This is a genomic window from Microbispora sp. H10885 (genome assembly GCF_014161415.1).
GTDB lineage: Bacteria > Actinomycetota > Actinomycetes > Streptosporangiales > Streptosporangiaceae > Microbispora > Microbispora triticiradicis.
The window spans coordinates 1-16,489 of sequence record NZ_JABBWY010000017.1; the positions used below are offsets into that span (position 1 = coordinate 1).

The following is a 16,489-nucleotide window of genomic DNA, read 5'->3' on the forward strand; positions in this document are numbered from 1 at the left end:
GGATGTGCTCGGTGCCGATGTAGTTGTGCCCAAGCTGCAACGCCTCACGAAGCGACAGCTCGAGCACCTTCTTGGCACGCGGAGTGAAGGGAATGTGCCCCGACGGCGCCGACTGCCCCTGGCCGATGATCTCCTCGACCTGCTGGCGCACCCCCTCGAGGCTGATCCCCAGGCTCTCCAGAGCCTTGGCCGCCACACCTTCGCCTTCATGGATCAAGCCAAGAAGAATGTGCTCGGTACCAATGTAGTTGTGGTTGAGCATCCGGGCCTCTTCCTGGGCCAGGACCACAACCCGCCGCGCACGGTCGGTGAACCTCTCGAACATGTCGTCGCTCCTCACAGAGCGGTCAGGCGAATCCGGGAGATCCGGCACGCCGTCCCGCACGGTAGCCCCGACCCAGCGACCCGGTCCTCGGCGGAAGGGTTCCCCAAGCGCAGGGCGTTCACGCTCTATCCAACCCCCTGCCGGGGGTGACATGTTCCCGATACGCCGCAAGCGAACGAGGTTTTAGGGAGCGCAAACACAATCGCGCGGTTATGCGATCGTCAGGTCCTCCGACGAACCGGATAACCGCGCGATCGAAGATGCGGTTACGGACCATCCCGCGGATCACGCCACACCGAGGACCGGCCTGGCGGGATGCATCACAATGCGACGGAGGAGCCCAAAGCAGAGCAGAGGGCCACTCCGGTCCCGCGCGAACTCCGCGCTTCACCCGCGGCATTCGCCGTCGGCGCCTGGCGAGGCGCCACCCGGCCGGCCGCGACGGGTGAAGGTCCGGCAGGTGCGACCCGGATCGCACCCGACCCCGCCTAGTGCGCGTCCTCGTACGCCTGGACGATCGAGGCGGCGATACGGCCGCGCTCGCTCACGGGGTGTCCGTGCGACTTGGCCCACGCGCGGATCTCCGCGCTCTTCTCGCGGGTCATGGCTCGCTGACCCCCGCCGCCCGCACCGCGACGGCGGCCGCGGGCCTGCCCGCTGTCCGCGCGCCGCGCGCTGCCGACGAAAGGCGACAGCGCGTCGCGAAGCCGCTTCGCGTTGCCGTCGCTCAGGTCAATCTCATATGACGTGCCGTCAATCGCGAAGGTGACCGTCTCATTGGCCTCGCCGCCATCGAGATCGTCGATGAGAATCACCTGCGTGTGCTTGGCCATCCGGCAATCCTTTCGCAGCCCATAGTTTGATTCGCCAGCCAAACATATACCCGGTTTCCCCCGGCTGACAATTCAAGATTGCGGATTCTCAGGAACTCCTGAGTCCGGTGACTTCTCGCGTGGCTCCCGAGCCGGGCGGAGACCCGCCGCGTCGGAACGTACCAACTTTACGATGCCGTAGACGACCGCGCCGGCGACGACCACGGAAGGTATCAAGGCGGACAATACCTCTGACATTCTGCCTCGCTCGTGCCGGGGTGTCATTAGGTGCACCCGAGGAAATTCCGAGGACGCGCCGAGGTCCCGGGCCCTCTTGCCGGGCCGGTCGCCCTCATACGACCATAGCGCCGGGAGGGTCAGGCGCGCCTTCCGGGGTGCCCCGGGGGTGGCAGCCTAATCCTCGTCTCTCCAGCGGCCTTACCGGATGCTCCACGAAATCGTACCCAAATGTCGGGCCGGACGGTCACCGGAAGCCGTCCGGCCCGATGTTTCGGCCGCTCCCGGCCACTACTCAGGGTTGGACGGCAAGGGCTCCCACTCGGCCGGACGCTTGACTCATAGCGGCGAAGCCCCAGGTCAGAGCGTTGCCGACCAGCGCCACGAAGGCGCGGCGACAAGGCTGAACCGGCAATCCGCCACTCTGTCAGCCACTCTGTCCGCCTCTCCTTCCGGCTCTCCATCCGACTCTCACACAACTCTCACACAATAGGTCCGTCCCGGCACGCCGCACCGTTGATGAGCGTCACTGAAACGAGGGGACGCCGCGTCCCCCGGCACTCGGATCTTCATGACCACCGTGACCCTTCTGGTACGACCGGCGCACCCTTGACGGGATATACGCGCGTCTAAAACAGATCCTCGGTGCCGGGAAGGCTCGCAAAAAGAGAGGACCGCACCGCATCCCGACAAGATCCACTGCTCGGGCGGCCCGAAGATCGATTTAACCGGCCGCGCCACAAACGCATGGCCACCCCCGCCGGCCGGGCCCGCCTAAGGTTTCGCGCGGCCAAACGGCCCGCCGTTTCGGGCGTCGGCACCGGGGCTCGCGGGGGACGGGCGGGCGGAGGAGCCCATAAGGTCCGGTGCGCCGCCTTCGGGCCCATAAGAGCGTCGAGCGGGTTCCATAAGCCGCTCCGGCCGGATATGGCCCGGAGCGGGGTGACGGCGGTGGACCGGAAGGATTGACGCGGCGGTGTCGCGGTCATTGCCATCTCTCGGGCGGGTCCGCCGGTCCGCCAAGCATGGCATGTCCGGGTGGTCCCGTTACCGAATTTTCCGGAGTAGGCGCCGTCGACGCCCGGAACCGTCACGCCATACGAAAAACGGGGCCGATGGTCCACGCCATCGGCCCCGTCCGCGGTCATTACTTGACCTTGACCACCACGGTGTTGGCGACCTTGTCGTGCAAAGCCTGCTGCAGCGGCTTGTCCCACAGCAGCCAGAGCACGTTGAGAAGGGCGGCCAGGTTCGCGAGGTACTTGATGAAGGGAATCCACGACAGGAACTGGAAGGCGAAGAGCACTCCGGCGCGCTTCATCGCCGCGTCCTGGGGCAGCCCCGCCGCGGTCAGCGTTCCGCCGACCGGGACGACCTTGATGCCCATCGCCATCTTGCCGAGGGTCTGCCCGCGTGAGCGCAGCATGAAGAACTCGTAGACGGCCATCACGACGCCCCCCAGCACGGCGACGAGCAGCGCGGCCAGGAAGGCCCCGCTCTCCAGGGTCGTGACGCCGGTCGTCGGGTCGATGCTGGCGGCGGTGAACACCAGGCCCCCGATGACGGCGCTGAGGATCATGTAGGGGATCCCGACGACGACACCGTCGATCAGCCGGGCGACGAGGCGCTGCCACCACTCCGCCAGCGGGGCCGGCGCGCCGGGCGGGATCGCCCCCTGCGGCGCGTACGACTGCCCGTAGGCGGGCTGGCCGTACCCCGGCGTGGCCTGCCCGCCGCCGTAACCGGGCTGGCCGTACTGCTGCTGGCCGTACTGCTGCTGACCATAGCCCTGCTGCGGAGCCTGCTGGCCGTACCCCTGCTGCTCGTAGCCCTGCTGGCCGTACGCCTGCGAGCCGGATGCCTGGGGGCCGGGCTGCTGGCCGTACTGCTGGTAACCCCCCTGCGACTGCTGGCCGTAGCCGCCCGTCGGCTGGCCCTGCTGCTCGCCGTAACCCTGCTGCTGGCCGTACCCGCCCTGGGAGGACTGGCCGTACTGCTGCTGGCCGTAGCCCTGCTGCGGAGCCTGCTGACCATACTGCTGGCCATAGCCCTGCTGCGACGCCTGCTGCGGGGCCTGCTGGCCGTACTGCTGGCCATAGCCCTGCGGGCCCGTCTCCTGGCCATAGCCCTGCTGGCCGTACCCGCCCTGCGAAGACTGGCCGTACTGCTGCTGGCCGTAGCCCTGCTGCGGAGCCTGCTGGCCGTACCCCTGCGGGCCGGTGTCCTGGCCATAGCCCTGCTGGCCGTACCCGCCCTGCGAGGACTGGCCGTACTGCTGCTGACCATAGCCCTGCTGCGGAGCCTGCTGACCGTACTGCTGGCCATAGCCCTGCGGGCCCGTCTCCTGGCCATAACCCTGCTGGCCGTACCCGCCCTGCGAAGGCTGGCCGTACTGCTGCTGACCGTATCCACCCTGGCCCGAGTCCTGGCCGGGGGTCTGGCCGGGAGTCTGCTGCGGGCCCGTCTGCTGTGCCCGATAGCCGACGACCGTGGCCTCGGGGTCGTAGTCCTGGGAAGGTCTGTCCGGGTTGTACCCGTGGTTCGAAGGCGGCGGTGGCGACCCGTCCGACTCGTCCTGGGGGTACGGCGGCTGTCCGGTGCTCACCGTGTCACCTCGTTTCGAAGACGCATGCGCCGCATCTCAGTAGCACACGCTGATACCGCCAAAAGTAGCGACACGCGTATCAACAGTCACCTTTGCAGCGACTGACCATGACCGTCAAGATCAGCCACCAATGTCGGCATTATGACTCAATGGCGATCGAGATGCAGCAGCATTCGCGTGTTGCCCAGTGTGTTCGGCTTGACGTGCTCCAGGTCGAGGAACTCGGCGACGCCTTCGTCGTACGACGCGAGGAGTTCCGCGTACACCTCGGGCGACACGGGGGTGCCCTGAATCTCGATGAAACCATGGCGCGCGAAGAACTCCACGGCGAACGTGAGGCAGAAGACCCTGCGTACGCCGAGGCCGCGCGCGGCGTCGATGAGCGAGGCGACGATCCGGTAGCCGACGCCTCCACCGCGCACCGCCGGATCCACCGCGACGGTCCTGATCTCGGCCAGGTCTTCCCAGAGCACGTGCAGCGCGCCGCAGCCGACGACCTCTCCGCCGATCTCCGCGACCCAGAACTCCTGGACGTCCTCGTACAGCGTGACCGTGCTCTTCTTCAGCAGGCGCGGCCCGACGCCCGAGTACGCGTCGACGAGGCGGCGGATCGCCCTGACGTCCGGGGTCCTGGCCCGGCGCACCATAACGCCCCTGGCGCCGGATCCGCTCGGTGTCTGTGCGGCGACCTGCTCCATGAACGGCCAGCCTAGTGCCCCTCCCGCCGTCCCCCTCGCCCGTCGCGCGCGGATCGGCGAAGGCGGCTCCGATTTACGGTCAACCCCAAACAGTCCGTCCGACATCGCGCCTGACGTTCTGTAGCCACCGGAATACGGATCGACGCCGGATCGGACCCCGTGACGCACGTCTGGCCGCGTATCGATTTTCTCTGCTTCCGACCAGCACCTCATACGTCACCAAAGCACCACAAACCCAGGTAGACCAGCCGGTATCACTGATCAACCCGTGACCCTAGCGTGATCATTTGGTTGTCAAACGTAGACGGGTTTGCGAGTTCTGGTTGAGCAACAACTCAGGGTGCACTATCGTCCAGCGACGATGCCGATCGTCGTGAGCGATCTCGACGATCGGGCGCCGAATCCTCGAAGCGCCGGTGCCCGAACCCTGTCGGGGGCCGGGTGCGGAGAGGAGCCGGGGACCCAATCCATGGGATCAGGATCGGTTCAGGTTCAGATCGTCCAGGGGTGAATCCGCAAGGTAGGGCTGCTCCGGCCCGAACCCGTCAGCTAACCCGGCAGGCGCTCGGCAGTGCCCAGCCGCACGACCCGTCACGACGACGCCGGCCGGTGCGGGGGCACCTATGGGAGAGGAGCTCGGTTGCGCATGCGTGGAGGACGGCAGGCGGGCAGGCACGCCCGTCGCCGACGGCCCGGATCCGGCCCGGCCGGTCCGGGTGCCATCCGGCGGTTCACCTTCGTCGGAGTCGCGCTCGCCGCGGTCACATTCGGCGCTCCGGTGGTCCGCGCGACCGCCGACCCGAAGCCGAGCCTCAAGGAGCTCGCCGCGGAGGTGGAGGACCTCTACAGCGAAATCGAGACACTCACCGAGCAGTACAACGGCGAGCGGGTGCGTCTGAAGGCGGCCGAGCGGTCCGCCGATCTCGCCAAGAAGAACCTCGCCAAGAGCGAGGCCGAATTGGAGACCCGCCGGCAGAGGGCGAGCGCCCTCGCCCAGCACTCCTACATGACCAACGGGCTCGGCAACGCCCTGGTGCTCGTGAAGTCCACGGACCCGCGGCAGTATCTCGACCAGGCCTCCACGACGTACGCGCTGGAGTTACAGCAGAGCCAGGAGGTCGCGGAGGTCAGCAAGGCGATGGACGCCGCCGCGCGGGCCAAGTCCAGCGCCGCCGCCCGCCAGAGCGAGGTCAGGAAGCTGCTGGACGGCCTCGACTCGCGGCGCGACAAGATCACGAAGCTGATCAAGAAGACCGAGAGCAGCCTCTACCGGCAGGTCTCGCGAGAGGTCGGCACCGAGACGCGCAGGAAGATGTCGTTCCCCATCGTGGGGGGCGGCAAGGCCGCCCAGGCGGCGCGCTGGGCCCTCGCGCAGCAGCTCAAGCCGTACGTCTGGGGCGCGGAAGGGCCGCGCTCGTTCGACTGCTCCGGCCTGGTGATGGCCGCCTACCAGTCCGTCGGCATCAGCCTGCCCCACTACACGGGCGACCAGTGGACGGCCGGCACGCACATCTCCCGCGACCAGCTCCGCCCCGGCGACCTCGTGTTCTTCTACTCCGACCTGCACCACGTCGGCCTCTACATCGGCGGCGGCTACATGGTCCACGCGCCGCGCACCGGTGACGTCATCCACATCGCGAAGATCGCCGGACGGCCGTTCGCGGGCGGCGTGCGCGTCGCCGACTGATCACACGGATGGTCGGCGTGCACGACCGCCGTTCACCGGCCGCGCCCGCGTGCGCGGCCGGACGAGTTCGGGACGTGCTCAGATGAGACGGCGGCGGGCGGCCCAGGCGACGGCCTCGATGGCGGTCGCCACGCCGATCCGGTCGCAGATGCAGCGCAGCCGCCGCCGCACCGTACGGCCGCTGACGTCGAGGCTGCGGCCCACCCGGTCGGCGGTGACGCCCTTCGCGAGCTCGGCGAGCAGCAGTAGGTCCTCCTCGGTGAGACCGGCACGCTCAAGGTCCGAGGCGAGATCCTCACCCCGGTAGACGACCTCCGGATAACCCATCGTCCGCCCTCCCCACGACGATGATTCGTCGGCCCACCCTCCAGGGACGGTAAACGCCTTTGCTGAAGGCCGTCAAGGTGCGGCGGCGGGCCGCCGGTCATAGGCCTCCCTTGCGGCCTCCACGTCCTCCATGTGGATCTCCGCCCAATTCTTGATCGCTTCCAGTAGCGGCATCAGGTTCTCGCCCAGGGGAGTGAGCCGGTAGTCGACACGTACCGGCACCGACGGGGTGACCGTACGCGAGACCAGTCCGTCGCGTTCCATCGTCCGCAACGTCTGCGTGAGCATCTTCTGACTCACCCCGGCGATCGTCCTCGCCAGTTCGCTGTAGCGGAGGGACCCGCGGGCGAGCGCGGTCAGCACGAGACTCACCCACTTGTCACTGAGCGCGTCGAGCAACTGCCGGGACGGGGTCGTACGGGTGGCCGAGGTGCCCGAACCCGAGCCGGGGCCGGGACAGGTGCGGATCCGGGTGGAGGCGGCGGCCGTCAACCCGATCGACCTCTTCACGGTCTCCGGCGCCCTTCCCGATCACGGACTCACGCCCCGGCTCGACACGTACGCCATGGGCTGGGACGTGGCAGGGGTGGTCGACCGGGTGGGACCGGGGGCGACGGCGGCCGGCCCGGGTGATCGGGTCATCGGCCTGTCGGACCGGCTGACGGACCCGATCAAGGCCCAGGCCGAACTGGTCGTGCTGGACGAGCACGCCGTCGCGGCCGCGCCCGCGGGGATGCCCGCGATCGAGGCGGCGACGCTGCCGCTCAACACACTGACCGCCGTGCAGGCGCTCGACCTCGCCGGGCTCGCCGAAGGTGAGAGCCTGCTCGTGACGGGGGCGGCCGGGGGCCTCGGCGGTTATCTGGTGGAACTGGCGGCCCTGCGGGGCATCAGGGTCGTCGCCGTCGCCGCACCCGGAGACGAGGCGCTGGTCCGCGGCTTCGGCGCGGAGTGGTTCGTCGCGAGGGGCGCCGATCTGGCCGGCGCCGTACGGGCCGTCGTCCCGGGCGGCGTGGACGGAGTGGTGGACGCGGCCGTCGTCGGCCTGCCCGCGCTGGACGCGGTGCGGGGCGGTGGCGTGTTCGTCGCCGTCGGCGCGGGGCAGGCCCCGCTCCCGCTGCGCGGAATCCGCGCCTCCACGGTGTTCGTCCGGGCCGACGCGGCGCAGCTCAGGGACGTCGTCAAGCTGGCCGAGGCGGGCCGGCTCACGACACGGGTCGCCGGTGTCTACCGGCTGGACCGGGCGGCCGAGGCCCACGAGCGGCTCGTCCGGGGCGGCGTGCGCGGACGCCTGGTGCTGACCCCGCCCGGCACCAGATCGGGGTGAGGCGACGGGGGCGAGTGGCCGGGCCGGACGGGGATGCCGTCCGGCCCGGCCGCCCACCTCCGGAACACGTCCGGAACGGCGTTCAGCACAGCGAGCGAGCGCGCCCGGCCAGGCGGGAGGTCAGGAGGCGCGGCCCGCGTCGAGCAGCTCGCGGATCCGGTCGCGGCCCACCGCCAGCAGCAGCGTGGGCAGGCGCGGGCCGGTGTCGCGGCCGACGAGCAGCCGGTAGAGCAGGGCGAAGAACGCGCGCTGGGCGGCCTTCAGCTCCGGCGTGGCCGCCTTGGCGTCCATCTCCAGCCCGGCCAGCACCTTCGGCACGCCGTAGACGAGCGTGGTCAGGCCGTCGAGCGACCAGTGGTCGTCGAGACCGTCGAGCAGCAGGCGCAGCGACTCCCGCTCCGCCTCGCCGAGCGTGTCGAGAAGCTCCTTGTCGGGCGTCTCGCGCACCTGCGTGCGCTCCTCCGCGGGCAGGTAGGTGTTCACCCAGTGCCGGGCGCGGTCGAGCCGCGGCCGCAGCTCGTCCAGCCCGCCGATCTCCGGGTCGAAGGCGCGCAGGATGCGCAGCGTCTGCTCCTCGTGGCCGGTCGCGATGTCGACCACCGAGGCGAGCGTCCGGTACGGCAGCCGGCGCGGCGTGTCGGGCAGCGTCGCGGACGCGGTGCTCGACGCCCGGCGGTAGGCCGACTGGTCGGCCGGCAGCGCCGTCCCCTCCGTGACCTTCCTGGTGAGCGTGTCCCACTCGTCGTACATCCGCTGGATCTCCTGGTCGAAGGAGATCTTGAACGACTGGTTGGGACGGCGGCGGGCGTACAGCCAGCGCAGCAGCGCGGGCTCCATGATCGACAGAGCGTCGGCCGGGGTCGGCACGCCGCCCTTGGAGCTGCTCATCTTGGCCATGCCGCTGATGCCGACGAAGGCGTACATCGGCCCGATCGGCTGCTGCCCGCCGAACACCTCGCGGATGATCTGGCCGCCGACGACGAACGACGAGCCCGGCGAGCTGTGGTCGACGCCCGACGGCTCGAAGACCACGCCCTCGTACGCCCAGCGCATCGGCCAGTCGACCTTCCACACCAGCTTGCCGCGGGTGTGCTCGGACAGCAGGATGGTCTCGCCGTGCCCGCAGACGCAGGTGTACGACAACGCGGTGGTCTCGTCGTCGTACGACGTGACCGTGGTCAGGTCGCGGTCGCAGAACGAGCAGTACGGCTTGTAGGGGTAGTAGCCCCCCGCGCCGGAGCCGTCGTCCTCGCTCGCGGCCCCCGAGCCCTCCAGGGCCGCGGCCTCGTCGGCGTCCAGGACCTCCTTGGCCTTGGCCTTCTTGGTGCGGTACTGGTCGAGGATCGCGTCGATCCGCCGCCGCTCCCGCATGGCGAGCAGCACCTGCTCCCGGTAAGCCCCCGAGGTGTACATCTCGGTCTGGCTGATGCCGTGGAACTCCACGCCCATCTCCGCCAGCGCGGCGATCATCGGCGCCTTGAAGTGCTCGGCCCAGTTCGGGTACTCGCTCCCGGGCGGAGCCGGGACGGTGGTCAGCGGCTTGCCGATGTGCTCGTTCCAGGCGGGGTCGACGCCCGCGGGGACCTTGCGGAAGCGGTCGAAGTCGTCCCACGAGATGATGTGCACGCACTCGTGCCCGCGCCGCCTGATCTCGTCGGCCACCAGGTGCGGGGTCATGACCTCGCGCAGGTTGCCCAGGTGGATCGGGCCGGACGGGCTGAGGCCGGACGCGCAGACGACGGGTTTGCCCGGTGCGCGCCGTTCGGCCTCGGCGATGACCTCATCGGCGAAACGCGCCACCCAGTCGGCGTCCATCACGTCAGTCCTCTCGAAACGGGATCCTGCCTTCTATGGTCCCGTACCCGAGGGAGTCGTCAGGACGTGTTGCGGACGTAGACCAGCCGCAGGCCGATGAGCGTGAGCCAGGGCTCGTGCACGTCGATCGTGCGGGCCTCGCCGATGACGAGCGGCGCGCCGGTGCCCGTGGCGACCACGGTGACGTCGTCGGGGTCGGCGGCCAGCTCGGCGGTCATGCGGTCCACGATCCCGTCGACCAGCCCGGCGAAGCCGTAGAGGATGCCCGACTGGAGCGCCTCCACGGTGTTCTTGGCGATCACCGACCTCGGCCGGACCAGCTCGACCTTGTGGAGCTGCGCCCCGGCCGTGGCCAGCGCGTCCACCGATATCTCCAGGCCGGGGGCGGTCACCGCGCCGACGTACTCGCCCCGGGCCGAGACCGCGTCGAAGGAGGTCGCCGTGCCGAAGTCGACGATCACGCAGGGCCCGCCGTACAGGGTGGTGGCGGCGAGCGCGTTCACGATGCGGTCGCTGCCGACCTCCTTGGGGTTGTCCATCCGGACCGGCACGCCGGTGCGGACGCCCGGCTCGACGACCACCGCCGTGACGTCGCCGTAGTAGCGCCGGGACATCTCCCGCATCTCGTTGAGCACCGACGGGACCGTGGAGCAGATCGCGATGCCGCTGATGTCGGCGTCCTTGAGCAACGGCGACTGCCCGAGCAACCCCTGCAGCACCACCGCGATCTCGTCCGCCGTGCGGCGGGAGTCGGTCGCGATCCGCCAGTGCTCGATGACCTCTTCACCCTCGAACAGGCCCAGCACCGTATGGGTGTTGCTGACGTCGATGGTGAGCAGCATCCCCCGATTATGCCTCACGAAGATCTAGACCCAGGTCGAGTGCCGGGGCCGAGTGGGTGAGCGCGCCGACCGCCAGGTAGTCGACCCCGGTCTCGGCGACCGCGCGGGCCGCTTCCAGGGTCAGCCCGCCGCTCGACTCCAGCCTCGCCCGGCCGGCCACCAGGCGTACGGCCTCGGCGAGCTGGTCCACCGTGAAGTTGTCGAGCAGGATCTCGTCGGCTCCCTCGGCGAGGACCGGCTCGATCTGGTCGATCCGGTCCACCTCCACCTCGATGGGCAGGCCGGGGAAGGCCTGCCGTACGGCGCGGAAGGCCTCCGCGACGCCTCCGGCGGCCACGACGTGGTTGTCCTTGATGAGCGCGGCGTCGTGCAGGCCCATCCGGTGGTTCACGCCGCCGCCCGCCCGTACGGCGTACTTCTCCAGGACGCGCAGGCCCGGCAGGGTCTTGCGGCTGTCGCGCACGCGGGCGCCGGTGCCCTCGACGGCGTCCACCCAGCGCCGGGTCTGGGTGGCGACGCCGGACAGGTGGGTGAGGAAGTTGAGCGCGGTGCGCTCCAGCGTGAGCAGGTCGCGGGTGGCGCCGCGCACGGTCATCACCACGTCGCCGGGGCGCACGCGGTCGCCGTCCGCCGCGTGCCGCTCGACCTCGGCTCCCCCGGCGGCCTGGCGGAAGACGGCCTCGGCGACGGCCAGGCCGGCGACGACGCCCTCCTTCCGCGCCACCACGTCGGCGACCGCGCGCTGGTCCGCCGGGATCGTGGCGACCGAGGTGACGTCCTGTCCCCCGGCCAGGTCCTCGTCCAGGGCGGCGCGGACGAGGCCGAGCACGGCGTCCGGGTCGAGGCCGTTCTCGTCCAGTTCGGTCCGCAGGGCCTCGTGGGGCGTGTACGTCAAGGTCAGTCCCTCCGCCGTCAGGGCGATGTCGATGTGCGCCCGCCAGCGGGCGTCGTCGCGGTCGGGGTGGTCCTCCCGCCAGTGCGAGCCGCGCGTCTCCTCGCGTACGGTCGCCGCGGCGACCAGCGCGGACGCGACCGTGAGGAGGTTGGTCGCCTCCCACGACTCCGTGCAGGGCTCGACCGCGACCGGGGTCCAGCGGGCGTCCGAGAGCGCGCGGGCGACCTCCGCGAGGCTGCGGTCGCCGCGCAGCACCCCGGCGCCGCGGCTCATGTGGCTCTGGATCCGGGCGCGGGTACGCGGGTCCACCAGCCCCTCCGGCCGGTCGTCCCGTCCGGCGGGCTCACGCGGCTCCAGGTCGCGCGCGGCCAGGTCGGCGGCGATGCGCTCGCCGTAGACGAGCCCTTCGAGCAGGGAGTTGGAGGCCAGCCGGTTGGCGCCGTGGACGCCCGTGCAGGCCACCTCGCCGCAGGCGTACAGGCCGGGCACGCTGGTCCTGCCGTACAGGTCGGTGCGCACGCCGCCGCTCGCGTAGTGGGCGGCCGGGGCGACGGGGATGGGTTCGGTGACGGGGTCGATGCCGTGCTCGCGGCAGACGGCGAGGATCGTGGGGAACCTGGAGCGCCACTTCTCCTCGCCGAAGTGGGTGGCGTCCAGGTAGACGTGGTCGGCGCCGGTCTCGTGCATCCTCCGCATGATCGCCTTGGCGACGACGTCGCGGGGCGCGAGGTCGGCCAGTTCGTGGACGCCCCGCATGAAGCGCTCGCCGGCCGCGTCGGCCAGCACCGCGCCCTCGCCGCGCACGGCCTCGGAGACGAGGGGCTGCTGACCGGTCGAGCCCTCCCCGAGCCACAGGACCGTGGGGTGGAACTGCACGAACTCGATGTCCCTGACCACCGCGCCGGCCCGCAGGGCCAGCGCGACGCCGTCCCCGGTGGACACGACCGGGTTGGTGGTGGCCGCGTAGACCTGTCCCATGCCGCCGCTGGCGAGCACCACGGCCCCGGCCCGTACGGCGCCCACGCCGTCGCGGGCGCCCTCCCCCATCACGTGGAGCGTGACCCCGCAGGCGTGACCCTCGGCGTCGAGGAGCAGGTCGAGGGCGAGGGCGTGCTCGATGACCTCGATGCGGGGCTCGGCGAGCACCGCCTCGGCCAGCGCCCGCTGCACCTCGGCGCCGGTCGCGTCGCCGCCCGCGTGGACGATGCGGTTGCGCCGGTGGCCGCCTTCGCGGGTGAGCTGGAGCCCGCCGTCGACGTCCCGGTCGAACTCGGCGCCGTGGCTCATCAGCCGCTTGAGCGCGTCGGGGCCCTCGGTGACCAGGACGCGTACGGCCTCCTCGTCGCAGAGGCCGACCCCCGCGAGGAGCGTGTCCCTGAGGTGCTCGTCGGGCGTGTCCTCGGGGTCGAGGACGGCGGCGATCCCGCCCTGGGCCCAGCGGGTGGACCCGGCGGACAGGACGTCCTTGGTGACCACCAGCACCCGCGCCCGCGGGTCGAGCTCGACGTGGCGCAGCGCCACGGTGAGGCCGGCGATGCCGGAACCGATCACGACCGCGTCGGCCTCGACGGTCCAGCCGGGTGCGGGGGCGGTGAGTCTGCGTGCGAGCGCCACCATGAGGGGATCCCCTTTCGTCATAATGACGATAACGCCCCCCGCCGAGTGGTGCCGCCCCGCCCCCTCCTAGAAGGGGGGTGCCGCGGGGCCGGTGCAGAGCTGGGCGGCCAGAGTGGCGTACGCCCATTCCTCCCACCTGTCCCGCGACCAGCCGCGGTCCTGCACGAAGAGCAGGTACAGCTGCGGGCTGAGCAGGCAGAACAGCAGGTCCGCGGCCATCGCGACGGAGACGTCCGGGCGGGCGTCGGGCTTGCCGGCCAGCGCCTGGGCCACGGCGTGCAGCACGGTGTAGCGCGGGTCGGGGCCGTCGGGCCACTGCGCGGCGATCTGCGGGTCGGCGGCCCCGGCGGACGCGATCATCGGCATGATCGGGGCGACCCGGCCGAGGATCTCGCCGGTGCCGCGCACGTGCGCGCGGAGCTGGCCGGCCGCGGTGGGCTCGGCGCAGGCGGCGCGGAACCACTCACGGTCCATGACGGCCACCGGCTCGGTGTCCCCGGCGATGGACGTGTCGACGACGTCCTTGAACAGCGTGCGCTTGTTGCCGAAGACGAAGTAGACCGTCTGAACGGCCACACCCGCCCGGTCGGCGACCTCCTGCAGGCTCGTCGCCCCGTAGCCCTGCGCGACGAACAGCTCCCGCGCCGCCTCGATGACCTTCTCCCGCGTACGGCGTGAGCGCTCGGCCCGTTTGTCCGGCCGCTTGACGGTGTCCATTGCGCGAGTATATCTCTAGAGTTTATCACTAGAGTTCAACTCTAAGAACGGGGAGCGAGAGCCGATGGACAAGCCGAACACCCTCCGGGACGCGGGCGGGGCCGAGGCCGGACGGGATCAGGAGGAGGCGGTGCGCCGAGCGCTGGAGGAGTACTACCGCGCCGGGAAACCGCCGTGGGACACCGGCGTCACACCGCCCGAGCTGGTCGCCCTTGTCGAGGGGCACGGGGAGGGACACGATGCGCTGCCGCCCGGCCGCGCCCTGGAGCTCGGCTGCGGCACCGGGACCAACGCGATCTATCTGGCCCGGCACGGCTGGGAGGTCGTGGCCGTCGACCTGGTCGGCCGCGCGATCGAGCTGGCCCGGGAGAGGACGGAGGCGGCGGGAGTGGACGTACGGCTGCTGCACGGAGACGCCACCAGGCTCGACGAGCTGGACGCGCCCGGCCCCTTCGAGCTGTTCTTCGACCTGAGCTGTTACTGCGGCATCCCGCCGCACCGCCGCGACGCCTACGTCGCCGGACTCACCCGCCGCGCCGCCCCCGGCGCACGGCTGCTGATGTTCGGGTACGGCCCCGGGGCGTTCGACGACACGTTCTCCGGCGTCACCGCCGACGAGCTCCGTGCCCGGTTCGGCGGCTGGGAGCTGGTCGACACCACACCCGGCACGAACCCGGTGCCCACCTTCTGGTTCACCCTGCGCGCGCCTACAGGGTGAGCACCATGTTGTCGATCAGGCGGGTGGTGCCCACCTTGGCGGCGACGGCCAGGACCGCCTCGCCGCGGTGGTCGCCGCCCACCGGCGCGAACGTCGCGGGATCGGCCAGGATCAGGTAGTCGAGCAGCAGCGGCGGGTCGAACCGGGCCGCCTCCTCCAGCACGGCCCTGGCCGCGTCGAGGACCCCGGCCGGCCCGGTCCGGGCCCGCGCCGCACCGGCACTCAGCGCCCGCGACAGCGCGAGGGCCGTACGGCGGTCGTCCTCGGAGAGGTACCGGTTACGGCTCGACAGCGCCAGCCCGTCGGGCTCCCGTACGGTCGGGGCGGCCACGATCGACACCGGGACGTCGAGGTCGGCCGTCATCCGCCGGATCAGCGCGAGCTGCTGGGCGTCCTTCTGCCCGAAGACCGCGACGTCCGGCCGCACCAGGTTGAACAGCTTGAGCACCACGGTCAGCACGCCGTCGAAGTGGCCCGGGCGGAAGGCGCCCTCGGCCGTCCCGCCCATGCCGCCCGCCGAGACCTCCACCTGCCGGTCGGGCAGGTACATGTCCTCGGCCGAGGGCGCGAAGACCACGCCCGCGCCCTCCTCCTCGCACACCCGGAGATCGGCGTCGAACGTGCGGGGATAGCGGGAGAAGTCCTCGTGGGGACCGAACTGCAGGGGGTTGACGAACACGCTCACCACCACGTGGTCGGCGTGCTCACGCGCCAGCCGGACCAGCGACCGGTGGCCCTCGTGGAGCGCCCCCATCGTGGGGACCAGGGCGATCCTTCCCGGCCCGAGAGAGTCCCTCGCCTTGACGAGGGCGGCCCGGTCGGCGGCCACGGTCACGTCCATATGTTCCCTCCCAGGGCGTCCAGCAGGCGTTCGGCCGCCTCCGGCTTGAGCAGCCCCGCCGCCAGCGCCCGGTCGGCGGTGAGCCGCGCCAGGGCCACGTACGCGTCCGCGGCCTCGGGGGCGGCCAGGATGAGCGCGTCCACGTGTTTGCGCACCGTGCCCGCGTCGCCGCGGACGACCGGCCCGGTGAGCCCGCCGATGCCGAGACGCAGCACGTTGTCGAGGGCCGCGCCGAGCAGCGGCCCGAGCATGCGGCCGGGATGCTCGACACCGATCTTCGCGAGCAGCTCCTGCGACTCGGCGATGAGCGTCACCATGTGGTTGGCCGCGCCGGCGATCGCGGCATGGTAGAGCGGCCGGTCCTGGTCGGCGATCCACACCGGCTCGCCGCCCATCTCGATGACCAGCGCCTCGGCCACCGGCCGCAGCATGTCCGGCGCGGTGACGCCGAACGAGCAGCCGTTGAGCTTGGTCAGGTCGTCGCTCCGGCCCGTGAAGGTCATCACCGGATGCAGCGCGAGCGGCAGCGCCCCCGCCTCGGCGGCGGGGTCGAGCACGCCGAGGCCGTACGCGCCGCTGGCGTGCACGAGCAGCTTGCCGCGCAGGTCGGCGCCGGTGGCCGCGAGGCCGGAGACCAGGCCGGGCAGCACGTCGTCCGGCACGGTCAGCAGCACGAGCTCGGACCTGGCGATGACCTCCTCCGGCCTGCTGAGCGCCTGGCCGAGACGGTCGGCTGCGCGGCGGCGCGACGCGTCGGACACGCCGCTGGCCGCCACCACACGATGACCCGCGAGCATGAGCGCGGCCCCGAGCACGGAGCCGACCCGTCCCGCGCCGAGCACTCCCACGGCGAGCCGCGCCGGGCGGTCACTTGTGTCCATGACGCCTCCCCTCGGTTCAGCGTAGCGGCGGCGCTCCCGCCGGCCCGGTGCCAGGTCGTGCCTCACGGATCAGGCCATGCCGAGCATGACCACGACGGGCCCGACGGTCGGAGTTTGTCCCGTTTCTAACGGGCCTATGTTGAGC

General features: G+C 71.1%; 15 protein-coding genes and 1 riboswitch. Of the genes, 3 read left to right on the forward strand and 12 right to left on the reverse strand.

Annotated features, from left to right (window positions below; genetic code table 11):
* The 4 genes from HHX37_RS33380 to HHX37_RS33395 all read right to left on the reverse strand — a co-directional run.
* Positions 1–325 (reverse strand): Clp protease N-terminal domain-containing protein (locus HHX37_RS33380; protein ID WP_279633920.1); only part of this gene is annotated, 325 nt, incomplete at its 3' end.
* Positions 326–813: 488 nt separating this feature from the next.
* A complete protein-coding gene (locus tag HHX37_RS33385) occupies positions 814–1,158 on the reverse strand; it encodes a histone-like nucleoid-structuring protein Lsr2 (protein WP_111701811.1) in 345 nt (114 codons plus the stop codon).
* Between the two features lie 1,363 nt (positions 1,159–2,521).
* Positions 2,522–3,979 (reverse strand): RDD family protein, encoded by a 1,458-nt coding sequence (locus HHX37_RS38025; protein WP_182887950.1) that lies wholly within the window; start codon positions 3,977–3,979, stop codon positions 2,522–2,524.
* A gap of 146 nt (positions 3,980–4,125) precedes the next feature.
* The gene (locus HHX37_RS33395) at positions 4,126–4,677 is read right to left on the reverse strand and encodes an amino-acid N-acetyltransferase (RefSeq protein WP_182887951.1); all 552 of its coding nucleotides are present in this window, start codon (positions 4,675–4,677) and stop codon (positions 4,126–4,128) included.
* A gap of 425 nt (positions 4,678–5,102) precedes the next feature.
* Positions 5,103–5,256, forward strand: a riboswitch (cyclic di-AMP (ydaO/yuaA leader).
* Positions 5,257–5,323: 67 nt separating this feature from the next.
* Between HHX37_RS33395 and HHX37_RS33400 the strand changes: the two genes are divergently transcribed.
* Positions 5,324–6,364 carry an NlpC/P60 family protein gene (locus HHX37_RS33400; protein ID WP_182882389.1) on the forward strand — a complete coding sequence of 347 codons (1,041 nt, stop codon included), beginning with the start codon at positions 5,324–5,326 and terminating at the stop codon, positions 6,362–6,364.
* 78 nt (positions 6,365–6,442) lie between these two features.
* Here HHX37_RS33400 and HHX37_RS33405 read toward each other — a convergent pair whose 3' ends face one another.
* Both HHX37_RS33405 and HHX37_RS33410 read right to left on the reverse strand, forming a co-directional pair.
* Positions 6,443–6,691, reverse strand: coding sequence for a LuxR C-terminal-related transcriptional regulator (locus tag HHX37_RS33405; RefSeq protein ID WP_111701819.1), 249 nt, complete (start codon positions 6,689–6,691; stop codon positions 6,443–6,445).
* Positions 6,692–6,763: 72 nt separating this feature from the next.
* The gene (locus tag HHX37_RS33410) at positions 6,764–7,054 is read right to left on the reverse strand and encodes a helix-turn-helix domain-containing protein (RefSeq protein WP_310740657.1); all 291 of its coding nucleotides are present in this window, start codon (positions 7,052–7,054) and stop codon (positions 6,764–6,766) included.
* 13 nt (positions 7,055–7,067) lie between these two features.
* Here HHX37_RS33410 and HHX37_RS33415 point away from each other — a divergent pair, with 13 nt between their 5' ends.
* Positions 7,068–8,018, forward strand: a complete 951-nt coding sequence (locus HHX37_RS33415; protein WP_220503362.1) for an NADP-dependent oxidoreductase — start codon at positions 7,068–7,070, stop codon at positions 8,016–8,018.
* Positions 8,019–8,138: 120 nt separating this feature from the next.
* Here HHX37_RS33415 and lysS read toward each other — a convergent pair whose 3' ends face one another.
* The 4 genes from lysS to HHX37_RS33435 all read right to left on the reverse strand — a co-directional run bounded on the left by lysS (position 8,139) and on the right by HHX37_RS33435 (position 13,904).
* Positions 8,139–9,833, reverse strand: a complete 1,695-nt coding sequence (gene lysS, locus HHX37_RS33420) for a lysine--tRNA ligase (RefSeq protein WP_182887952.1) — start codon at positions 9,831–9,833, stop codon at positions 8,139–8,141.
* Positions 9,834–9,892: 59 nt separating this feature from the next.
* On the reverse strand, positions 9,893–10,675 hold the full coding sequence (locus HHX37_RS33425; RefSeq protein ID WP_182882393.1) for a type III pantothenate kinase: 783 nt from the start codon (positions 10,673–10,675) through the stop codon (positions 9,893–9,895).
* A 7-nt stretch (positions 10,676–10,682) separates the two neighbouring features.
* Positions 10,683–13,187, reverse strand: a complete 2,505-nt coding sequence (locus HHX37_RS33430; RefSeq protein WP_182887953.1) for an L-aspartate oxidase — start codon at positions 13,185–13,187, stop codon at positions 10,683–10,685.
* 66 nt (positions 13,188–13,253) lie between these two features.
* Positions 13,254–13,904, reverse strand: a complete 651-nt coding sequence (locus tag HHX37_RS33435; RefSeq protein ID WP_182882395.1) for a TetR/AcrR family transcriptional regulator — start codon at positions 13,902–13,904, stop codon at positions 13,254–13,256.
* A gap of 64 nt (positions 13,905–13,968) precedes the next feature.
* Here HHX37_RS33435 and HHX37_RS33440 point away from each other — a divergent pair, with 64 nt between their 5' ends.
* Positions 13,969–14,622 carry a class I SAM-dependent methyltransferase gene (locus HHX37_RS33440; RefSeq protein ID WP_182882396.1) on the forward strand — a complete coding sequence of 218 codons (654 nt, stop codon included), beginning with the start codon at positions 13,969–13,971 and terminating at the stop codon, positions 14,620–14,622.
* Here HHX37_RS33440 and panC read toward each other — a convergent pair.
* Together panC and HHX37_RS33450 are read right to left on the reverse strand one after the other, a co-directional pair.
* The gene (gene panC / locus HHX37_RS33445; RefSeq protein WP_111701835.1) at positions 14,612–15,463 is read right to left on the reverse strand and encodes a pantoate--beta-alanine ligase; all 852 of its coding nucleotides are present in this window, start codon (positions 15,461–15,463) and stop codon (positions 14,612–14,614) included. The two genes, HHX37_RS33440 and panC, sit on opposite strands and share 11 nt — an antisense overlap.
* Complete coding sequence (locus HHX37_RS33450) at positions 15,454–16,344, reverse strand: Rossmann-like and DUF2520 domain-containing protein (protein WP_111701837.1); 891 nt, start codon at positions 16,342–16,344, stop codon at positions 15,454–15,456. Before HHX37_RS33450 ends, panC begins: the two co-directional genes overlap by 10 nt.
* Between the last annotated feature and the right edge of the window lie 145 nt (positions 16,345–16,489).

Bases quoted from the DNA above. Each gene is read 5' to 3' on its own strand.
- HHX37_RS33385 (WP_111701811.1), bottom strand. From the start codon at position 1,158: ATGGCCAAGCACACGCAGGTGATTCTCATCGACGATCTCGATGGCGGC.
- HHX37_RS33395 (WP_182887951.1), bottom strand. From the start codon at position 4,677: ATGGAGCAGGTCGCCGCACAGACACCGAGCGGATCCGGCGCCAGGGGC.
- HHX37_RS33400 (WP_182882389.1), top strand. From the start codon at position 5,324: ATGCGTGGAGGACGGCAGGCGGGCAGGCACGCCCGTCGCCGACGGCCC.
- HHX37_RS33405 (WP_111701819.1), bottom strand. From the start codon at position 6,691: ATGGGTTATCCGGAGGTCGTCTACCGGGGTGAGGATCTCGCCTCGGAC.
- lysS (WP_182887952.1), bottom strand. From the start codon at position 9,833: ATGGACGCCGACTGGGTGGCGCGTTTCGCCGATGAGGTCATCGCCGAG.
- HHX37_RS33425 (WP_182882393.1), bottom strand. From the start codon at position 10,675: ATGCTGCTCACCATCGACGTCAGCAACACCCATACGGTGCTGGGCCTG.
- HHX37_RS33430 (WP_182887953.1), bottom strand. From the start codon at position 13,187: ATGGTGGCGCTCGCACGCAGACTCACCGCCCCCGCACCCGGCTGGACC.
- HHX37_RS33435 (WP_182882395.1), bottom strand. From the start codon at position 13,904: ATGGACACCGTCAAGCGGCCGGACAAACGGGCCGAGCGCTCACGCCGT.
- HHX37_RS33440 (WP_182882396.1), top strand. From the start codon at position 13,969: ATGGACAAGCCGAACACCCTCCGGGACGCGGGCGGGGCCGAGGCCGGA.
- panC (WP_111701835.1), bottom strand. From the start codon at position 15,463: ATGGACGTGACCGTGGCCGCCGACCGGGCCGCCCTCGTCAAGGCGAGG.
- HHX37_RS33450 (WP_111701837.1), bottom strand. From the start codon at position 16,344: ATGGACACAAGTGACCGCCCGGCGCGGCTCGCCGTGGGAGTGCTCGGC.